This window comes from Anaerococcus sp. Marseille-Q7828 (assembly GCF_949769285.1).
Classification (GTDB): Bacteria; Bacillota; Clostridia; order Tissierellales; family Peptoniphilaceae; genus Anaerococcus.
In genome coordinates, this window is the sequence record NZ_OX458331.1 from 930,805 (window position 1) to 950,676 (window position 19,872).

General features: G+C 34.8%; 25 protein-coding genes. 18 read left to right on the forward strand and 7 right to left on the reverse strand.

Annotation, left to right across the window (positions count from 1 at the left end; translation table 11 throughout):
- Nucleotides 1-57 precede the first annotated feature (57 nt).
- The 6 genes from QNH69_RS04500 to QNH69_RS04525 are packed head-to-tail and all read left to right on the forward strand — an operon-like array spanning nucleotide 58 to nucleotide 4,213.
- Nucleotides 58-1,206: a glycosyltransferase gene (locus tag QNH69_RS04500; RefSeq protein WP_282929387.1), complete on the forward strand. Its 1,149-nt coding sequence runs from the start codon at nucleotides 58-60 to the stop codon at nucleotides 1,204-1,206.
- 1 nt (nucleotide 1,207) lies between these two features.
- Nucleotides 1,208-1,999, forward strand: coding sequence for a glycosyltransferase family A protein (locus tag QNH69_RS04505; protein ID WP_282929388.1), 792 nt, complete (start codon nucleotides 1,208-1,210; stop codon nucleotides 1,997-1,999).
- Nucleotides 1,989-2,774: a chain-length determining protein gene (locus tag QNH69_RS04510; protein WP_282929389.1), complete on the forward strand. Its 786-nt coding sequence runs from the start codon at nucleotides 1,989-1,991 to the stop codon at nucleotides 2,772-2,774. The genes QNH69_RS04505 and QNH69_RS04510 overlap by 11 nt, the downstream gene beginning before the upstream one ends.
- Nucleotides 2,767-3,432, forward strand: a complete 666-nt coding sequence (locus tag QNH69_RS04515) for a CpsD/CapB family tyrosine-protein kinase (RefSeq protein ID WP_282929390.1) — start codon at nucleotides 2,767-2,769, stop codon at nucleotides 3,430-3,432. The genes QNH69_RS04510 and QNH69_RS04515 overlap by 8 nt, the downstream gene beginning before the upstream one ends.
- Nucleotides 3,425-3,859 carry an SH3 domain-containing protein gene (locus tag QNH69_RS04520; protein ID WP_044566673.1) on the forward strand — a complete coding sequence of 145 codons (435 nt, stop codon included), beginning with the start codon at nucleotides 3,425-3,427 and terminating at the stop codon, nucleotides 3,857-3,859. Before QNH69_RS04515 ends, QNH69_RS04520 begins: the two co-directional genes overlap by 8 nt.
- 27 nt (nucleotides 3,860-3,886) lie before the next feature.
- On the forward strand, nucleotides 3,887-4,213 hold the full coding sequence (locus tag QNH69_RS04525) for a hypothetical protein (RefSeq protein WP_044566674.1): 327 nt from the start codon (nucleotides 3,887-3,889) through the stop codon (nucleotides 4,211-4,213).
- Nucleotides 4,214-4,271: 58 nt separating this feature from the next.
- Here the strand turns inward: QNH69_RS04525 and QNH69_RS04530 are convergent, their stop codons facing one another.
- The 3 genes from QNH69_RS04530 to QNH69_RS04540 all read right to left on the reverse strand — a co-directional run bounded on the left by QNH69_RS04530 (nucleotide 4,272) and on the right by QNH69_RS04540 (nucleotide 6,940).
- The gene (locus QNH69_RS04530) at nucleotides 4,272-5,126 is read right to left on the reverse strand and encodes an IS3 family transposase (RefSeq protein WP_282930181.1); all 855 of its coding nucleotides are present in this window, start codon (nucleotides 5,124-5,126) and stop codon (nucleotides 4,272-4,274) included.
- The gene (locus QNH69_RS04535; RefSeq protein WP_282928976.1) at nucleotides 5,090-5,656 is read right to left on the reverse strand and encodes a helix-turn-helix domain-containing protein; all 567 of its coding nucleotides are present in this window, start codon (nucleotides 5,654-5,656) and stop codon (nucleotides 5,090-5,092) included. Before QNH69_RS04535 ends, QNH69_RS04530 begins: the two co-directional genes overlap by 37 nt.
- A gap of 75 nt (nucleotides 5,657-5,731) precedes the next feature.
- A complete protein-coding gene (locus QNH69_RS04540; protein ID WP_282929391.1) occupies nucleotides 5,732-6,940 on the reverse strand; it encodes a peptidoglycan-binding protein in 1,209 nt (402 codons plus the stop codon).
- Between the two features lie 124 nt (nucleotides 6,941-7,064).
- Between QNH69_RS04540 and QNH69_RS04545 the strand changes: the two genes are divergently transcribed.
- Genes QNH69_RS04545 through QNH69_RS04555 form a run of 3 tightly spaced genes read left to right on the forward strand, consistent with a single transcriptional unit; the run spans nucleotide 7,065 to nucleotide 8,257 of the window.
- Nucleotides 7,065-7,526, forward strand: coding sequence for a GyrI-like domain-containing protein (locus QNH69_RS04545; protein ID WP_282929392.1), 462 nt, complete (start codon nucleotides 7,065-7,067; stop codon nucleotides 7,524-7,526).
- A 13-nt stretch (nucleotides 7,527-7,539) separates the two neighbouring features.
- Nucleotides 7,540-7,761 carry a hypothetical protein gene (locus QNH69_RS04550; RefSeq protein ID WP_282929393.1) on the forward strand — a complete coding sequence of 74 codons (222 nt, stop codon included), beginning with the start codon at nucleotides 7,540-7,542 and terminating at the stop codon, nucleotides 7,759-7,761.
- 40 nt (nucleotides 7,762-7,801) lie between these two features.
- Complete coding sequence (locus QNH69_RS04555) at nucleotides 7,802-8,257, forward strand: hypothetical protein (protein ID WP_282929394.1); 456 nt, start codon at nucleotides 7,802-7,804, stop codon at nucleotides 8,255-8,257.
- Between the two features lie 32 nt (nucleotides 8,258-8,289).
- Here QNH69_RS04555 and QNH69_RS04560 read toward each other — a convergent pair whose 3' ends face one another.
- The 3 genes from QNH69_RS04560 to QNH69_RS04570 are packed head-to-tail and all read right to left on the reverse strand — an operon-like array spanning nucleotide 8,290 to nucleotide 11,486.
- On the reverse strand, nucleotides 8,290-9,303 hold the full coding sequence (locus tag QNH69_RS04560; protein ID WP_282929395.1) for a beta-eliminating lyase-related protein: 1,014 nt from the start codon (nucleotides 9,301-9,303) through the stop codon (nucleotides 8,290-8,292).
- A gap of 1 nt (nucleotide 9,304) precedes the next feature.
- Nucleotides 9,305-11,110 carry an acyltransferase family protein gene (locus QNH69_RS04565; protein ID WP_282929396.1) on the reverse strand — a complete coding sequence of 602 codons (1,806 nt, stop codon included), beginning with the start codon at nucleotides 11,108-11,110 and terminating at the stop codon, nucleotides 9,305-9,307.
- Nucleotides 11,100-11,486 (reverse strand): hypothetical protein, encoded by a 387-nt coding sequence (locus QNH69_RS04570; protein WP_282929397.1) that lies wholly within the window; start codon nucleotides 11,484-11,486, stop codon nucleotides 11,100-11,102. The genes QNH69_RS04565 and QNH69_RS04570 overlap by 11 nt, the downstream gene beginning before the upstream one ends.
- 56 nt (nucleotides 11,487-11,542) lie before the next feature.
- Here QNH69_RS04570 and QNH69_RS04575 point away from each other — a divergent pair, with 56 nt between their 5' ends.
- From QNH69_RS04575 to epsC, 9 genes are all read left to right on the forward strand, one after another.
- On the forward strand, nucleotides 11,543-12,325 hold the full coding sequence (locus QNH69_RS04575) for an alpha/beta fold hydrolase (RefSeq protein ID WP_282929398.1): 783 nt from the start codon (nucleotides 11,543-11,545) through the stop codon (nucleotides 12,323-12,325).
- 391 nt (nucleotides 12,326-12,716) lie between these two features.
- Nucleotides 12,717-12,941, forward strand: coding sequence for a FeoA family protein (locus tag QNH69_RS04580; RefSeq protein ID WP_044566695.1), 225 nt, complete (start codon nucleotides 12,717-12,719; stop codon nucleotides 12,939-12,941).
- Nucleotides 12,938-13,165 carry a ferrous iron transport protein A gene (locus QNH69_RS04585; protein WP_282929399.1) on the forward strand — a complete coding sequence of 76 codons (228 nt, stop codon included), beginning with the start codon at nucleotides 12,938-12,940 and terminating at the stop codon, nucleotides 13,163-13,165. The genes QNH69_RS04580 and QNH69_RS04585 overlap by 4 nt, the downstream gene beginning before the upstream one ends.
- On the forward strand, nucleotides 13,162-15,315 hold the full coding sequence (gene feoB, locus QNH69_RS04590; RefSeq protein ID WP_282929400.1) for a ferrous iron transport protein B: 2,154 nt from the start codon (nucleotides 13,162-13,164) through the stop codon (nucleotides 15,313-15,315). Before QNH69_RS04585 ends, feoB begins: the two co-directional genes overlap by 4 nt.
- Before the next feature lie 17 nt (nucleotides 15,316-15,332).
- Entirely contained in the window at nucleotides 15,333-15,485 is a 153-nt protein-coding gene (locus QNH69_RS04595) for a FeoB-associated Cys-rich membrane protein (protein ID WP_282929401.1), read from the forward strand.
- A 150-nt stretch (nucleotides 15,486-15,635) separates the two neighbouring features.
- Nucleotides 15,636-16,067: a flavodoxin gene (locus QNH69_RS04600; RefSeq protein WP_282929402.1), complete on the forward strand. Its 432-nt coding sequence runs from the start codon at nucleotides 15,636-15,638 to the stop codon at nucleotides 16,065-16,067.
- A 2-nt stretch (nucleotides 16,068-16,069) separates the two neighbouring features.
- Complete coding sequence (locus tag QNH69_RS04605; RefSeq protein ID WP_282929403.1) at nucleotides 16,070-16,621, forward strand: DUF3793 family protein; 552 nt, start codon at nucleotides 16,070-16,072, stop codon at nucleotides 16,619-16,621.
- A gap of 341 nt (nucleotides 16,622-16,962) precedes the next feature.
- Entirely contained in the window at nucleotides 16,963-17,877 is a 915-nt protein-coding gene (gene cysK, locus QNH69_RS04610; protein ID WP_282929404.1) for a cysteine synthase A, read from the forward strand.
- Entirely contained in the window at nucleotides 17,870-18,391 is a 522-nt protein-coding gene (gene epsC, locus QNH69_RS04615) for a serine O-acetyltransferase EpsC (RefSeq protein WP_282929405.1), read from the forward strand. The genes cysK and epsC overlap by 8 nt, the downstream gene beginning before the upstream one ends.
- Before the next feature lie 41 nt (nucleotides 18,392-18,432).
- On the opposite strand, the gene tyrS is transcribed toward epsC, so the two are convergent.
- A complete protein-coding gene (gene tyrS, locus QNH69_RS04620; protein ID WP_282929406.1) occupies nucleotides 18,433-19,683 on the reverse strand; it encodes a tyrosine--tRNA ligase in 1,251 nt (416 codons plus the stop codon).
- Nucleotides 19,684-19,872: the final 189 nt, after the last annotated feature.

The following is a 19,872-nucleotide window of genomic DNA, read 5'->3' on the forward strand; positions in this document are numbered from 1 at the left end:
TAATAATTGAAAATCAGATGCAATATATTATATAATTAACTATGAATTGAGGAAATTATGAAAATTGTATTTTATATAGTAGGATTTGCCATATTTTATGCAATGATTGGCTATCCTATCACATTAATGATCTTAGATAAGATTATGAAAAGGAAAAATGACAAGGACTTATCCTACAAGCCCTTTGTTTCTATAATAATATCAGCCTACAACGAAGAAAAGGTAATAGAAAGAAAACTAGAAAATATTACAGAATCAACCTATCCCCACTATGAAGTTATAGTTGCCAATGATGCATCAAGCGATAGGACAGTTGAGATTTGCCAAAATTTCATCAACAATCACCCTGCCTATGACATTAAGGTCAACACAGTCAAAAACCACCTAGGCAAAACTAACGCCCAAGATGAGGCTGTTGATGTGGCCAAGGGAGAGATAATAGTATTTTCTGATGCAAACTCCATGTTTAAGGCTGATGCCATAGATGAGCTTGTGAGTTATTTTACAGATGATGACATTATCTATGTATGCGGATCGCTTATCTATGCCAAGGATGATGACATAGCTTCGGCTGTGGCGGAAAATTCCTATTGGGATATGGAACTTAAGATGAGAAAAATCGAATCAGAGATTGCAACAATTGCAGCCGGCAATGGTGCAATTTATGCTTGCAGAAAGAGTGATTACCGCCGTTATAACCTGGTAAGCTCTCACGACTATGAAATGCCTCTTTATGCTGGTATAAACCACATGAGGGCCCTTTATAATCCAAAGGCCATAGCCTTGGAGAAGGCTGGCCAGACTAGCAAGGATGAATTCAAAAGAAAGGTTAGGATGCAAAGAAGGATTTTGACCAATATTTTTACCAATCTTAGACGCTTAAATATTTTCGAATATGGTTGGTTTTCTTTCTTCCACTTTAACCACAAGACTTTGAGGTTTTTGCAAGCCTTTAACCACATAGTTTTATTTGTTGCTAACTTAGCTTTGTTAAACGAGGGAGACTTTTATAGGGTATTTTTCCTAATCCAAGTTGCATTCTTTACCCTTGCAGGAATTGGAAAATTAACTGAAAGTAAGAGCAAAGTTTTCTACTTCCCATATTATTACACTATGATGATGGCAGCTCAGCTTAAGGGTGGCTATAACGAGGCTACTGGAAAGAGCAAGGCAACATGGGAAAAAGCAGAGACAACGAGGTCATAGCATGAGCATAGAGGTATTAATTTCAACTATGAATGAAGAGTCCATAGCTTGCTTTAAGAGATTCAACCTAGAAACAGACGCCCTAATCATAAACCAAACTGATAAAAACGCTTATGAAGAGATAGATACAGGCAAATTTAAGGTTAGGATGATTTCAACTGATACTAGAGGACTTGGACTTAGCAGAAATCTCGCTATATTAAATTCTAGGGCCGATATCCTAGTTTTTGCAGATGATGATGAGGTTTTTGAAACAGGCTATAGCAAGGCCATAAGAGAAGAGTTTGACAAACACCCTGATGTAGATTTTTTCATATTTAAAACTATAATATATTTAAACGGCGAAGAGGTTGTAAAGGTTAAGGAAGAAAAAGACCTTAAACTTTACAATTCTTTAAGATATGGATCTGTACATTTTGTTTTTAAGAAAGATTCTATAATTAAAAATAACTTATCAGTTTCAACTTACTTTGGAGCAGGAACTGACAATGGTTCTGGTGAAGACAGCTTGTTTTTAAGAGATGCCTTTAAGGCAGGCCTTAAGATTAGAACAAGTACAAAGCTCATAGCCAAGGTCTATAATGACGATTCTACTTGGTTTACAGGTTATGATGAAAAGTTTTTTATTGACAAAGGAAAGCTTGCCAAGGCCTTGTTTCCAAGAACTTATAGACTATATATAGAACAATTTTTGCGAAGACATAAGGAAATGACAGAAGTTATCGATATTAAAAAGGCTCGCAAGCTTATGCTTAGCGGAGCAAGAGAATTTGGAGGAGAAGATGGAGAATAAAAGATCACTTTTTTCAGCAATCCCACCTGCAATCATAGCAGGAATTATCATAGGAATGCTAACATATTTTGGCCTAAACTATATGGGTTACAAGGAATACACAGCCCAAGCTAAGATTGTTACATCAAATGCTGAGGATGTAGATGATGCTAAGAATACTGCGCAAACTTATGCAGCAACAATCAATAGCTCAAAAATCAAACAAAAAACCTTAGAAACCCTTGCAATTGACTGGAATGTAGGCAAGTTAGATAGCAAACTTGACATAAAACCAACTGCAAATTCATCTATCATAGATATCACGGTGTCTGATACAAACAAGCTTCGTGCAGAAGATTTGGCTGACCAATATGCTGACTATGCTGTAAGGGTAATAAACAATATTTATGATTCTGGTGCAGAGGTTATGGAATATTCATATGGCTTGGCTTCCGTGACAGACAATACTATAAAATATGCTGGCTTTGCAGCAGGATCTGGGGCTATACTTTGGGCCTTAATTACAATGATTTCAATCAACTCCCACAACAAGAAAATCGCTAAAGCATACTTAAAAAATTCTAATAATGACGAAATAAAGGAAGTAAGAGAAGTCAAAAAAGTTGAAGAACCAAAAGAAAAGACCACAGTAGTTTCAGATTTAGGAGAAGATCAAGAATCTGGTACAACTAGGGTTATAGATAGCAAAGAGATAAATAGCAAGGTAAGTAATACTAATAAATACGAAATCCTTGGCAAATTACCTAGCTATGAAAAAGGAGAATTAGATGTTTAAGAAGCAAACTGATGAAAATAGGGAGATTCTTCTTCAATCATTTTATAATCTAGAAGATAAAATAATCCAAAAGATGGGTCGTAAAAATGTTTCTATAGCTTTCACAGCTACAAGTATTGGCACAAAAAAGACTGAAAATATCTTAAATATAGCAAGGCACCTTGCTGAAGATGGCATTAGTGTTTTAATGATTGATGCTGACCTTAGATATTCTAATTTGGATGACTTTGTAGAAGAAGATGCTGAACGTGGATTTATTGATGTAATCCTCGGTGGCTATGATGTAGACCAAGTTAAGATAAAAGATAGGGCCTACAAATCTTTATCTTATCTAAAAACAGGTGCAGTATCAGACTATGCTGATAAGTTTTTGGAACCAAAGGTTGTTAGAAACTTCTTTAGTGACATCAGCAATGAGTATGATTACGTCCTAGTTGACTTAACAGAAAATACAGATGTTGCTGAGGCAAATATGTTTGCTGCAAGTACTGATGCTTGCCTAGTATTTACTAAAGATGAGCTAAAATCTAGTGAGGAAACTCAAAATTCTTTAGACCAACTAGAAAAAGCAAATGCCAACATACTTGGCCTTGCAATAACAGACTATGATTATAGCGAAGATGAACTTGATGATTTGTTTGGAGGATATGATGAATAAAAGGTTAAAAAGTCTTGCTGTTTTTCTCTTGATACTAATGACAACAGCTTGCGCAGAGGACAAATATGTTTCTGTCCGCCACCCAGAAGACAGTAATGTAAGTGAAGTGTCTGATAGTGATCTTGAAGAAAATAATACTGACAGCGAAAGTGCAGACGAGAACACAGATGAAAATAATACAGAAGAGGCTAGCGAAAATACAGATGAAAACACTGACGAAAATTCTGAAGAAAGCTCTGATGGTGTGATCTATACTGTTGAAGATGTTGTAAATGTAAGACTTGCACCAAGTGAAAATTCAGCAATCATAACCCAAGCTGAACCAGGTCAAGATATTATAAAACTTGGAGATTCTGACAATTGGACAAGGGTAAGCATTTCCGGTCAAACAGGATATATCAGAAGCGATTTGATCAAAGAAAAATAGTCCACTTTAGAAAAAGATGAGGGATAGATGGAGATACTACTAATAAAAAACACTATATGGCCTGCTATTTTAACAATAGGGGTCATTAGTTTGTTGAATTACATCATAGATAGAAAAAAACTTAGCAAAATTATTGCTATCTTTGCAAGTCTACTAGGTCTAGGCATCATGGTCTATATGATTTATACCAACAACGCCTACCTATATTTGCAGCTTTATTTATTTATGTTCTTTCTATCCATATCCCTTGTGATTCTCGCTCTAAGAAAAAGTATAGATGCATTTACCATAATAGGTATTGTCCTTATGATTGTAATGTTAATCTTGCTTTTAAGGTTTACCTTAATTGAATAATAAAAAATAAGCTCTTTGGCCTATGATGTGTACCCATAAAACTGGACACAATATTTAATTAACTAATTGTAGTGGATGCTAACCTATACTTTGTAGGTGGCATCCATTTTGTTTTGGATTGAATTCTCTCGTTATTGTAATAATCAATATATTCCTCTATTGCTCTCGAAAATTCTTCAAAAGAGCTATAGCTCTTTTCATAACCATAATAAATTTCATTTTTTAATCTTCCAAAGAATGTCTCCATAATGGAGTTATCATAGCAATTTCCCTTCCTTGACATTGATTGTCTTATGTCATGTTTTTTAAGCTCATTCACATAGTATTTATGTTGGTATTGCCATCCTTGATCTGAATGTAGTATCAGATTATTTAGTTTCGGAAATTTGTTAAATGCTTTTTCTAACATATTAGATATTTGTTTTAAATTAGGGCGTAAGGATAAGTCATAAGATATTATCTCATTTGTATACATATCAAGTATTGGAGAGATGTAGCATTTACCCCAAGAAAATTTAAATTCTGATACATCAGTGGCCCATTTTTGTAGAGGTCTATCTGCCTTAAAATCTCTATTTATTATATTATCAGCTACTTTACCTACCTTCCCCTTATATGAGTGGTATTTTTCTTTAGACCTTTTTCCGAATAGCTTTAACTCATGCATTATCCTTTGCACTCTTTTATGATTTATGACATAACCTTGATTTACCAACTCCATATATACTCTTCTTACTCCATATCTGCCTTTGTGTAAGTTAAATATTTGGGTTATTTTATCTGCGATATGACTATTCTTATTTTTTATCTTATCAACTTTATTTATTTCAAAATAGTATGTTGACCTTGGCATATCAATAGCTATTAAAAGATATTTTAGTTTGTATCCTTTTTCTTTGAGTTCTTTGACAATCGCTGCTTTTTCGCCTTGAGTTGCGCAGCGTAACGTTCTTCTCTCAAGGCGATCTCTTTTTTTATTATTTCATTTTCTGCCTTTATATATTCATTCTCTGCTCTAAGTCTTATTAGTTCTTCTCTTTCAGATTCATTAAGTTCTTTTACTTTATGGTTATTTTTACTTTTCATACTTGTATTTTTAGATTTACGGCCTTTCTTTTTATTAACAAGACCATTATATCCATAATTTTTATACTTGTTAACCCATGAATAGAGTTGTCCATCATTAATTCCGTATTCAATTGCTACAGACTTTATTGAATTTCCAGCTAATACCTTAGATACCATTTCTAACTTCTCATCAGGTGTCCAATTGATATTATTTCCATGTTTTAAAATTTCTGGTCCATGAAGTTCTTCTAACTTAAACCATATTCTAATTGAATCATGAAAGTTTTTTTCGGTGGTCCCTTCAGGTGTATCAGGCCATTTACCTTCCCTATACAACTGTACACATTCTTTTTTGAATTCATAACTATATTTCATAAAAAACACCCTCCTTACTGGTTTGTCCAGTAAAGAGGGTACATATCACTAGCCAAGAGCTTATTTTAATACTAATTATTTTCTAAGATTGTTTTCTACAGCGTCGATTATTAATTGAAGGTATCCAGCTGTATCAACAAGAGTAGCACCTGTTACTTCATCAATTGCTTCACCTGGTGTAGCAGATTCGATTACTGATTTTACTTCTTCAACTGTTTTACCAGCAACAAAGTTTTCGATTGCAGCATAGTTATCTTTCAATGCTACTGTTGATTTAGCTTTTTCTGCCATTAGGTCTGAGTACATATCGTTGTTTTCTAGTTTTGAGCCTAGAACAACATTGCTATCCTTGTATCCTTCGCCAAATCCACCTTCTGATCCAGGAACGCCTGTGCCACCGTCAAGGTATTGGTATTCGTCAATGCTTGCAGCAATGATTTTATCTCCCTCAACAGCTACAACAGCATTACCAAAGCTCTTGTCACCGTGTGGAGCGCCTAGTGCGTATCTTACTTCTACATCATCTGGATTTTCAGCATCGCCAGATGTTACAAATGTGTTATCTTTTGCAGCTTCAACAATCATTCTTACAAGATTTGGTGTTGATTTGAATGTTGCACCTGTAATTGCATCTAGAATTTGTTCATCGTCATTTTCATTTAAGAAATCTTCTAGTTCAGCAATTGTTTTTCCCTTTACAAAGTCTGTAATACCATTGTAGGTTTCAAGCAATGTAACTTCGCTACCAGCTTCTTTCATATCAGCTGAGTAAGCTTCGTTATTGTCCATTTTTGATCCAAGGATTTTGCCTTCTGCTGTACCTTCTCCAAATGCTCCGTCTGAGTTTGGTACTGCCTTGTAGTCAGAGTCAGCTTCATAGTATTGGTACTCATCTATGATTGCATCAACAATTTTGTCTCCGCTTGTTGCTACTACAACGTTTGTGAAAGCTCCGTCTACTTCTTTAGGATATGCTCTGTGAAGTACTAGGTTACCCATTTCGGCAGGTGTTTCTTCGCTAGTTTCTTCCGCATCTTCTTCACTAGCTTCTTCAGAATTTTCGTCAGCTTTTTCTTCTTCTGTAGCTTCCTCTTCTGTTGCTTCTTCTTCGCTAGCTTCTTCTTCTGCTGGAGCTTCTGCTTCAGTTGTTTCTTCAGCTGCTTCGTCAGTAGTTTGTTCTTCTTTAACTTCGTTTGCTGGTTTTTCCTCATTATTGTTTGCACATCCAGCAAATGTTAAAGCTGTTGCTAGCATAATTGTTGCTATTGAATATTTCTTTTTCATTAACTCCTCCGTTAAAAATGTTGTGATACCTCATTACTATAGTACAAGATTATGTATAATTCAAATTATTAGAAAACTTTTCACTTTTTAGGGGTATAAGATTAAAAAGGAAATTAGGAGTATTATGCAAATTAATGTAGATAATCAGCCAGGACTTAGATTAGCTGGCAGAGCTTATAAATTAGAAAATGCAAGTGATGCAAAAGAAACTAGAAGAAAGTTTCTAGAAGAGTTTAAGGACCTAGATTTAAAAGAATTGGGTTCTTTCTGTGGACTAAGACAGTACAATGCCCTCGATGGAACTTTTGATTACTTTCTAGGCTTTGAAATATCTGACCCAGATTTTATCAAGGAATGGAGACTTGAAATTTATGAGATTGAAGAGTCCTTATATTTGGAAGTTCCAATCGATGGTGAGGATGGCCTAGAAGAAGGATATAGATATACTTATGAGGAATTTTTCCCAAACAAAAAGTATTTTCATTCCCTAAATCCAGACTTGGAGTTTTTCCAATATGATGGAAAGATACGAGAAATTGGCAATGTAAGTTTATTTATTAGCCTAATGGAAAATATCCACGCATGAGAGTGAGTTTTATATGAAAAAGATACTAACACTTGCCCTTATTACTATATGCTTATCATCTTGTACTATGTATCCAACAAGAAGAAGTGATGAGCAAATATTTTATGGGGATACTTTGATTGAAACAAGAGAAACACCAAAGGCAAAGAAAATAAACTCTAGTTTTACCTATAGCTTAGAAGAAGACTACAGGGATGATGAATGCCTTGAGTGCCAAATTGAAGATAATTACTAAAACTGGGTATAAATTAGAGAAAGAAGATAAGGAGAAATTTATGGGAAAATTAAAACTAGCTGCAGATTTGATAAAACTTAACAACAAATTAGGACTTTTGGACATAGGCGATGTGATTGGCCTAGCAAGTACTGCTTACAAGGTAAAAACTTTCGATCCAATGGATCACATGCCAGACTTTGACTTTTTTGTCGATGAAGAGATGGAAAGAGCGGAAAGAAGAAAAACTTTGCTTTTAGCAGGAGCTGCTGCAGGATGCGCTTATCTCCTATACAAAAATAGAGATGCAATATCAAATGCCTTTGAAAATAAAAAAGAAACTGCCCCAGAAATCGCTATAGATATAAAAACTAAGGGCAAAAAAGTTGTTTCAGATGTAAAGGAAAAAGGCGAAGAAATAGCTCACGATGTAGAAGAAGCGGTAGATGATACAAAAAAAGAAAGCAGAAAAGCTGTAGAATCTATTGACGTTAAGAATTCTTTCTACAACAAATAAAAAAATTATCCCGGAGAATTTCCGGGAATTTTTTATATTTGGGATAAAAATCCTTCTATATCAGATTTACTTGTCCTATAAGTTGTGACAAGTCTTGCTATGGTCTTGCCATCAATTAGGCCCATGGTCTCAAATTGGGCTATCTTTTGCCAATTCTTAAGTTCATCTGTGCTAAGCTCTACAAATACTTGGTTTGATTCGAATGGATAGGCAAGGTCGTAGCCTTTTTCTATTATTCCAGTGGCAAGGTCCTTTGCCATCTGGTAAGCAATCCTAGCTCCTTCTAAGTAACCATCTTCTTTTGCAAATACTGTTTCAAACATTATCCCTGGGATAAAGCTTTTAGCCATAAGCTGAGCTTTTTGCTTTTGTAGGTTTATAAAATGTTTTTTCAAATCATCATTTACGATTACAAGGGCTTCTGCATATAAGAAGCCATTTTTGGTTCCGCCAAGATAGAATATATCACAAAGATTAGCCAAGTCTTTTAGGCTATAATCACATTTTTCGCTTACAAGAGCGTGGGCAAGTCTTGCTCCATCCATGAAAAGATAGAGGCCATTTTCCTTGCAAAATTCATAGATTTCGCTAAGCTCCTTCTTTGTATAAACTTCTCCAAGTTCTGTTGTATTTGATATATAGACTTTTCTTGGTACAGTCATATATTCATTATCATAATGAGAATATTTTTCTTCAAGGAGTTTACGAGATAGCTTACCATCTTCTGATTTTATAGTTTCTATTTTTAGTCCTGTTGCCTCAATAGATCCTGCTTCGTGACCTTCTATATGGCCAGTTGTTACTGCAAGGATTGATTCTTCTTGCTTTAGACCACATGCAAGGCCTACAACATTTGCACCTGTTCCACCAGGTATGAAGTGGATATCAAGGTCATCATTTGCCAAGGTTTTTCTCATCAAAGCTCTAGCGTTTTCACAGTGCTTGTCAAAACCATAGCCTGTGTTGTACTCATCTTTTGCCTTTACTAGGGCATCTAGGATCTCATCTCTTCCAATATCATTATAATCATTTACGAAAAAATACATTTTATTCTCCTTTTGCTGGATTTTTCAAAGATTCTCTTATTGCTTCATTTAACATCTTAAGGTAGGCATCATAGGCATCCATGACTCCATAAAAGTGTACTCCATCTGTTCCAGCATAGTATTCTGGATGGGCCATAGCTTCCTTTTCCCATGGCATTAAAGTTACGAACTTATATTTTGGTGCGACTTTCTCCATAGCAACTGATACCCTGTGAGGTTGTTCATACCTATTATCGTAGCAAGTTACAAATATCAATCTCTTGCCAGCTGGGAGGGTCTTAATAATCTCTTCTAGGCTCTTTTCTGGGTCTTCTACGGCATTTGTTCCCATAGCAATGACTACAATAGAACCTAGATTACCCTCATTTTCCATTTGCTTTAATAGGTCTGGAGTGCTTTCAAGTAGCCTGCTTCCTTCTGCATTTACATATAGGCCAGGAATATTTTCTTGGAGCATTTCTCTATTGCCCAGAAGCACGCTATCTCCAATGACAGTAAAGGTTTGCTCTCCTGCAAGGCTGTCTATCCTGTCGTTATCCTTATCTATGATATCTTGAACTTTCTTCCTATCCATGTAGATTTTATCTATATCTTGCTTTATAGATTCTTGAAGGATTGATTTTTCAAGGCTTACCATATCATCTGAAGCATCTGATACGGTATAGGCTAGGCTAAAGCTTAGTAGGACCATAAAGACAAGGCCAAAATGGATCAAGCCTTGGTATTTATTATAGTCGATTCTTGGAGTCTTGATTTTCTCGCTTATAGGCTTAATATCTTTTCCTGAAAAAATTGGTTCAAAGATATGATAATTAAACAAAACCAAGATAACTGTCACTAGTATTGATACCAATAAGCCCAATGTGCCTGGTATTTTGCTTGAAATCATCACAAAGGCTGGCCAGTGGAATACGTACATACCATAGGAATACTCGCTTAGGCGATGGATTACTTTGCCTTCATCAAGATTTTTGTTGGAGTATCCTACAAGAATTAATATTCCTGTTATGATATCTGTTAGCAAAAATCCTATAAAATAAGTAGCTCTATTGTCATAGGAGAAAAGCAAGGACATAAGCAGTAATAGTCCAGAAAATATCATTGTAAGCTTATTGTAAGGAAGTCTATTAAAGGAAAATCTCTTTACAAATATTCCAAGCATAGATCCAAAAACAAAAGATCCCATCCTTGCTAGGTCAAAGAAGTAGACAAAGGATATATTTTCTTTCCTAAGAGCAACTAGCAAAAATGTCAAAATATAAGCATAGGCATACAAAATGATGCAAATTTCCATAAACTTTTTGGAAAATCTACGTTTTATATTTCTTTTATCTTTGACTTTCTTGTAGATACTTGCCATAACCCATGGCCAAATTATATAAAAATGAACCTCTATAGCTAGAGACCAAGTATGCATAAAAAGCTGCTTTACAAATTGATTCTCATAAGAACCACCACGCATTATTTCAAAAAAGTTGTAGTTGTAAGAAAAAGCCGCCAAAAACTGGTCAAAATACCTTACTGTATAGTCCTTATTAATAGCAAAAGCAAATATTGTAGTAAGACTTAGCATCAAAAGAACAGGAGGGAAAATCCTTACAAATCTTTTGAAATAAAAGTTTTTAAAATCAATAGACCCATCTTTGTAGAGAGAATCAATCAAATGAAAACTTATCAAAAATCCAGAAAGGACAAAGAGCATATTTACTCCAAGAAAGCCTCCTGGAAGAGCATTTGGGAAAAAGTGATAGGACAAAACTAAAAATATCCCCAAAAATCTAATATAATCTAAACCCTTAATCTTCATTTTTCATATCCTTATTCTTAAAAGTATTGCCATCTTTGATGTAAGTCTCGCCAGAATCAAGTTCAATCTCAATCTTAGAATTCCCCTTATCCTTAGAAAAATTAGCCTTGTAGGTAAAATCATCTCCAGTAAAAGTTCCCTCTCCATCAAATCTTCCGTTCTTAAAAGACCCTTGGTAGCTTCCCTTATCAGATTCAAGCTCACCCTTGCCATTGAACTTATTATTAACCATAGTCCCCGAATAATAAGTACCTTGGTCGATTTTATAAGCTTTTACTGTCTTAGTCTTCGGCTTGGCAAAAATATAAATTAGAGATATAAGCATAAGCAGAGCCAAAGCCAAAGACATATATGAAAGAAACTTCTTATTTTCCATTTATATCACCTCATACTATATTATGGGTATATTATATCAAAGAAATGGGGGATTTTATGAAATATTTTTATAAAGACATAAAAAAAGAAAATAATATTAGATTAAGAGGGGTTTTAAACACTGGAGATGACTTTGATCAGTCCAAAACTTATCCAACGGTTATATACTTCCACGGCTTTGCAGATGATAGAAATGGCCTGCAATTTATGAATATACAAAACTCCAAATTTTTGACTGCCAATGGCTATATAGTATTTCGTTTTGATTTTTCTGGCTGTGGAGAATCTGATGGAAGTTTTTTTGATATAAACTTATCTCGTGAAATAGAAGAAGCAAGGCTTATACATGACTTTGTCATAAACGAGCCTTATGTTGATAAGGAAAATCTATTTTGGAAGGGTCATTCTATGGGTGGATCGGTTGCGGTAGCCATTGCCCACGAGAAAAAGCCTAAGGCACTTTCCTTATTTTCACCAGCAGCAGATTTTAGTGAAGAAGAGAACTCCTTAATGAAATCACTAAAAGAAGCCTTTAGGTCATCCTATGTCAAAAAAGAAGGGGACGATGTAGGAGGGCTAAAAATCAGCGAGGAATTTATAAAAGATGTGACCAGCTATGACCTCTACGGATTGGCCCAAAAATACCAAGGCCCAGTGCAAATTATAAGGGGAGATGAAGATAAGATAATATCAAAAGAATCAAACAAAAAGCTATGCAAATCATTTGATAATTGCATGTACAAAGAAATAGAAGGAACAGACCATACATTTTCAGATTTTGACCAAAGATTAGAATCTTTCCAATTGATGTTTGACTTTTTTGATAAATATAGAAACTAAGAGGACTGGATTCAGTCCTTTTTTTCTGTGAATATATAGTGGAAATATTTTTTAAAAAGAAATATTTAGCTAAAAGTACTTTGAGAGATCCGTAGACCTTGGCCTTGTGGATGACAGGGATAGATATCTGTTCTCTTGAGGATTGCAGGGATATGAAAGTTAAAAGGTTATTAGCCATAAACAGCATAATATTTACAAACAACTGTAATTGTGATGGACCAAAAGTCGTCCGATAGATCTATGAGCAACAAGGGAATAAAATTTTAAATTATGATATTGATTATCATTACTTTATATGGTATACTTTAAATGCAGTTAAAAAGACCTCGGAATTTTAATTATATTTTAATAATTTATAAAAATTATTGTTTTATATAGAAAAGGAGTACTTATGCCTGTTACATTGTTTAGTGAAGGTGACTCAGTGAGAGTAACCATGATTAAGGGCAATGATCAAATTAGGAAACATTTATCAAATTTAGGAATAGTAAAGGGCAAAGAAATGACCTTACAAAGATTTGATGGTGTTAATTATATTTTCTTAATAGAGGGAAACAAAATTGCTCTAGCAAAAGATATTGCTAAAAGAATAATTGTTGAGGAGGTTGTTGGATGAAATCTTTAAGGGATGCCAAGGTAGGAGAAAATCTTAAAGTTGCTAAAATAAAGGGAGATGGTCCTACAAAAAGAAGAATAATGGATATGGGCATTACTAAAAATACTGATCTTTTTGTAAGAAAGGTTGCTCCATTAGGAGATCCCGTACAAATAAGTCTAAGGGGATATGAACTTACAATTAGAAAACATGATGCCGAAAATATAATAGTGGAGGAACTATGAGTTATACAGTAGCCCTAGCGGGCAATCCAAATTCTGGTAAGACCACTTTGTTTAACGCTCTTACTGGATCAAATCAAAGAGTTGGAAACTGGCCTGGTGTTACAGTTGACAAAAAAGAAGGAAATCTAAAAAGGCACAAAGATATAGTTATCCAAGACTTGCCAGGAATTTATTCTCTATCTCCATATACATTAGAGGAAAAAGTAGCTCGTGAATATTTGGTCGATGAAAGGCCAGATTTAATTGTTAACCTAGTTGACGGGTCAAATCTTATCAGGAATTTATACTTAACAAGCCAATTTATAGAACTTGGTATCCCAACAATACTTGCCTTAAATATGGTGGATATTGTAAAGCAAAGAGGGGATAAGATTGACAAAGGTGCTTTATCTGAACTATTGGGCTGCCCAGTAGTAGAAATCGTGGCAAATAAAGAAAAAGGAATTGATAAGCTAATTAGTGAAATTGAAAAAGCTAACAGCAATCAAACTTATCCAAAAGCTTTAGAATATTCTTATGATTTGGAGAATAAGCTAGCAGATATTAGAAATATTATAGACTCATATGTTGATGAAGATTTAAGAAGATTTTATACCATTAAAGCCTTTGAAAATGACGAGCAAATGGTAGAGAAAATAGGAATTAGTAATGATGATCTTAAGAAAATAGACGATATTAGATCTGCTTGCGAAGAATTTTATGACGATGACGCTGAATCTATTATAACTGGTGAAAGATATGAAAGATTGGAAGTGCTTGGTAGTAGAATACTAAAGAAAGCAGCTCCAAAGCTATCTACAACTGATAAGATAGATAATATTGTTACATCAAGAATCTTGGGTATACCAATATTTGCCCTTGTCATGTTCTTGGTTTATTCCCTTGCAGTTTACGAACATTCACCTGGAACTATGGCAACGGAAGCTGTAAATGGATTTTTTGATGATACATTGATTCCAGGAGCTCAAGCAGCTTTAGAAAGTGCAAGTATAAATGAAGTACTTGTTGGACTTGTAACAGATGGTATCTTAGCTGGTGTAGGAGCAGTACTTGGATTCTTACCACAAATGATGGTTATGTTTGCTCTTCTTTCTATACTTGAAGATATAGGATATATGTCGAGAGTTGCCTTTATCATGGATAGATTATTTAGACGTTTTGGCCTATCAGGAAAATCATTTATTCCAGCTATGATTTCGACAGGTTGTGCAGTTCCTGGTATCCAAGCTTCTAGAACTATAGAAAATGACAGAGATAGAAGGATTACAATAATGACTACATCATTTATGCCGTGCTCTGCAAAACTTCCTGTAATAGCCCTAATAGCAGGGGCATTTTTCCCAAGCAATAGGGCTCTTATTACCTTTAGTTTTTATTTTATAGGAATAGCGGCTATTGTAATGTCAGGTGTTATATTAAAGAAATTTAAGAAATTTGCTTCTGATCCTGCTCCTTTTATTATGGAGTTGCCTCCATACCATGCACCAAGGATAAAATCTGTTTTGCAAGATGTATGGAATAAGTCAAAAGCTTATGCAAGACGTGCTGGCACAATAATCTTACTTTCATCCATAGTAATTTGGTTTTTGACAAACTTTGACTTTAGATTAAATCTAGTTGAAGAAGATGGGGCAAATTCGATTATGGGAGTTATAGGCTCAGCTATAGGCTTTATATTTAAGCCATTAGGATTTGGCACATGGCAATCAATGGTCGCAACAATTTCTGGCTTTGTTGCTAAAGAAAATGTAGTAAATACCATGGGTATAGTTTTGGGTCTAGGCGCTGATATTACAGAAGAAAGTCCAGAACTACTAGCAGCCTTTAATGCAGCTATAGGTACACCAATAGCTGGTTACTCATTCTTGCTATTTAATATGCTTTGCATGCCTTGTTTTGCAGCGGTTGGAGCTATAAAAACAGAAATGGGTGATAATAAATGGACTTTGTTAACAGTAGGTTACCAAATGGGATTTGCATATGCAATTAGTTTTATTTTCTATCAACTTGCAAGGTTGATAGCTTATGGAACATTTACTCTATCAACAATAATAGCATTTATAGTACTAGTTGCTTTACTATACTTATTGTTTAGACCTCATAAGGCTATTGCAGATAACAATACTTATAAAGCAAGTGTTGCTCGCTAAATAAATAGGAGGTAAATATGAATCTACAATCATGGATTCTTTTAATTATGATTTTTATAGTGTGTGCATATATTGTATATACTAGATTTATAAAAAATGACGCAAATGAAGGCTGCAAGGATTGTCCAGGTCACAATCCAAAAAAAGGTTTCAATAAAAATAAATTCTAAGAAATAGTTTATACTAATATTTAAACTGTAATAATTTTTTGAAAGTCTTTGGATAAACTAGAGGCTTTCAAAAAATTTTGCATAACTATTGATAATGATTATCGTTATACGATACATTATAAAAAAATACATTATATAAGGAGAAGTAATATGTCAAAAGTAGCAATAATATATTGGTCTGGAACAGGTAATACAGAAAAGATGGCAGAAGCTATATTTACCAGATTAAAAGAAAAAGAAGTTGATGCAGATTTGATTCAAGCAGGTGCTTTCACAAGTGCTGATGTAGATAAGTACAATGCCTTTGCATTTGGTTGTCCAGCTATGGGTAATGAAGAGCTAGAAGAAGGCGAATTTGAACCTATGTTTGAGTCGGTAGAAGATAGTCTAGCTAACAAAGCTACTATTATCTTTGGATCATATGAATGGAATGATGGTCAGTGGATGATAGATTGGCAAGAAAGATGTGAAGATCATGATATAAACTTAGCAGCTAATGGCCTAACAGCTTACGGAGAGCCTGGTGAAGAGGATATTAACGCTTGCTATGATTTAGCTGACAGTTTAATCGCTATGCTATAGATATGGGTGATGAATTATTAGCCCTATACTGTAGCCCGGTTTTTGAAAGAATCAAACCATCTAATTTATTTTCCTTATCAAATTATAAATATGACGTTGATAGTTTGGTAAGGATATGGAATAAGGATTTCAACAAATATGGCATATATTTTAAGATCTTATCCACGAGACAAAGAACTTCGTCCATATTTTGCTTTAGAGAAGATCTGCTAAAAAAATTCATTAATACTAATGATACTAAATATTTTTTGAAATCTTGTGGATACGATACTAATAGCATTGATATCTGTACAGATTGTCTTAAAGATAGGTTATGCCAAAAGGATTTTCCTCATGAAATTGGATTATTACTTGGTTATCCCTATGAAGATGTGATAGGATTTATAGAAAACCAGGGCAAAAATTATCTTTGCAGTGGTTACTGGAAAGTTTATAAAGATAAAGATGAAAAATGTAAGACTTTTACTTTGTATAACAAAGCTAGGATGGAATATCTTTGTGCAATAAGACAAAGTACAAAGATACTAGAACTAGTTGAAAAAAATACTAAATAAAAATTAAATTCCTATCAAATTCATGCAAAGTCTCCTAAACAATATAAGCTTGATAGGAAGATACCTATATTTATAAAAGTTATTACACTATAAAATAGCAAGTAGATTGATAATACATTCATTCTAACTTGCTATTTTTAATTATAAAATGTTTTTTTTACACATGACTTAGCTTTCTCTAGAAGGTGATAGGCTAAAAATAATTGATTTTCTGCTATTGATTTAATTTTAGTTAGGGATGACTTGCATAATCATAATCCATGGTTATAATAATATGTACAAGTAAACCACGTAAATTTTATGTTTATTTTGATAAACGTATTTATATAAAAGGAGATTGTATGACAATTAAAATTAATTCCAAAGAATTAATAGGAAATACACCACTACTTAAGCTAACTTCTCTAAAAAAAGAGGGAAGAGCTGACATTTATGTTAAGGTAGAAAAAAACAACCTTGCAGGATCTATCAAAGACAGGATAGCCCTATATATGATCGAAGAAGCAGAAAAAGCAGGCAAGATCAAGCCAGGTGACACAATAGTGGAACCAACAAGTGGTAACACTGGTGTAGCCCTAGCAGCCCTAGCTGCAGCAAAAGGCTACAAGCTTATCCTAATTATGCCAGCATCAATGAGTAAAGAACGTGAACAATTGGCTAAAGCCTATGGTGCAGAAGTAATCAGAACCACAGAAAATGCTCTCCAAGGTTCAGTAGATAAGGCCAAAGAATTAGCAGAAAAGGAAGGATATTTCTTCCCAGACCAATTTTCAAATCCAGCCAATGTAAAAGCTCACTATGAAACAACTGGTCCAGAAATCCTAGCAGAAATCACCCCAGATGCTTTCATTGCAGGAGTTGGTACAGGTGGAACAGTAACAGGTGTTGGAAAGAGACTAAAAGAAAAAGATTCTAATATCAAAGTTTACGCTATCCAACCGGCTGAAAGCCCACTATTATCAGGAGGAAAAGCATCAAGCCACAAAATACAAGGTATAGGTGGTAACTTTATTCCAAAGAACCTAGACTTTGATGTTGTTGACGACATAGTAAGCGTGGCAAGTGATGATGCTATAAAAATGAGTAGACAACTTGCCAAAGATGAAGCTCTTGCAGTAGGTATCTCTTCAGGAGCAAATGTATGTGGTGCAATAGAAATTGCTGATAAGCTAGGAGAAGGCAAGGCAGTTGTAACAGTGCTTCCAGATACTGGCGAAAGATATTTATCTACAGAATTATATCCAGTAAATGATTAGTTATGAACAATACAAAGAGGAGCTTTTAGTATCGGCCCTAGAAAAAGATCCAGCTTTGAGAAGTAAGGAAGAAGCCGTACTCTATTCTCCTGGAGTAAAGGCTCTATTGTCCCATTACAGGGCCCACGAACTTTGGGAAAAGGGGAAATTTTATGAAGCCAATGAGATGGCCTTCAAATCTAGAATGGAAACAGGAATAGAGATTCACCCTGGAGCAAGTATTGGCAGAAGATGCTACATCGACCATGGAGTTGGTGTGGTTATAGGAGAGACAGCAGAAGTAGGGGACGATTGCCTTATGTATCATGGGGTAACCCTTGGTGCTGTTGCAAACAAAAAGGGCAAGAGACACCCTAGTGTAGGAAACAATGTAATGCTTGGAGCAGGAGCAGTAATCCTAGGGGATATCAAAGTAGGAGATAATGCCAAAATAGGCGCCAACGCTGTAGTGCTAGAAGATATACCGGAAAATTCAACAGCAGTAGGGGCTCCAGCAAGAATTATTAAAAGATAAAGAAAAACACTTCCAAAACTTAATGGAAGTGTTTTTTTGAATTATCCTAAAAGTATTCTATGGAAGTTTTTCTTCCCTTTTTTGATTATAATTTTTTTATCTTCGAATAAGTCTTCACTTATTTCCATTCCAACATCTGTGACTTTTTCATCGTTTACTGAAACTCCGCCTTGTTTTACAAGTCTTCTTGCTTCTCCGTTTGATCCTGTTAATCCAACATTTGTCATAAGTTGTAATAGGCCGATTGGTAAATCAGATTTACTGATTTCTGTTGTTGGCATAGCATCTTCGTTTCCTTTTCCAGCAAATAGTGCTTTTGCAGCATCTAGAGCTTCTTTTGCAGCATCTTCGCCGTGGATTAGCTTGGTCACTTCAAAGGCTAGGACTTCTTTGGCATGGTTGATATCAGCTGCTTCTGTAGCAGAGCCTAGTTTCCTACATTCTTCTGTAGGAAGGAAGGTAAGTTGAAGCAAGAATTTTGTTACATCCCTGTCGTCCACATTTCTCATATATTGGAAAAGTTCATATGGGCTTGTCTTTTCGCCATCTAGCCATACAGCACCCTTTTGGCTTTTTCCCATCTTTACACCATCAGCTGTTGTAAGAAGTGAGAATGTCATACCATAAGCCTTGGCTTCTTCCTTTTTGCGAACCAAATCTACACCACCTATGATGTTTGACCATTGGTCAGATCCACCAATTTCAAGTGTGCAATTGTGGCGGCGGTAAAGTTCTAAGAAGTCATAAGATTGTAAAAGCATGTAGGAAAATTCAAAGAAAGTCAATCCACCAGCTGCCATACGATTCTTATAGGCATCTTTTTTGATCATTTCATTAACCAAAAATTCATTTCCTACATCTCTTAAGAATTCCAAGAATTTAAGTTCTGTAAGCCAGTCTTTGTTGTTAACTACTGTAGCTGCATCATCACCAAATTCTAAAAATCTTTGGAACTGTTGGTAGAAGCTATTGGCATTATTGTCGATAGTTTCTTCTGTCATAACTTTTCTCATATCAGAACGACCAGATGGGTCACCGATTAGGGTTGTACCACCACCAAGTAGGGCAATTGGCTTGTGACCATAGTTTTGCATACGAATCATAACCATAATTTGGATAAGGTGGCCTACTGTTAGAGAATCAGCTGTAGCATCAAAACCACAGTAGAAGGTCATAGATTCGTTTTTAAGTTTTTCCTTAAGTTCAGCTTCATCAGTAGCTTGCTCATAGTAACCACGGTCCACGAGCTCATCAAAAACATTGTCATATTCTTTTTCGTAAGTAAATTTCATATATTCCTCCTAAAATAAGCACAAAAAAAGAGCATAAGAGGGCGAAAACGCGGTACCACCTCTTTTTATACTCTAAGCCTTGACAGACCCAAGGCAGGCCTTAAACAAAAGAAAGTTGTAATTCATAACAAAAGTTACTACTGGTCTTTCTTGTAAGTTTTATTTAGCTTTAGTATACTTCAGATAAAA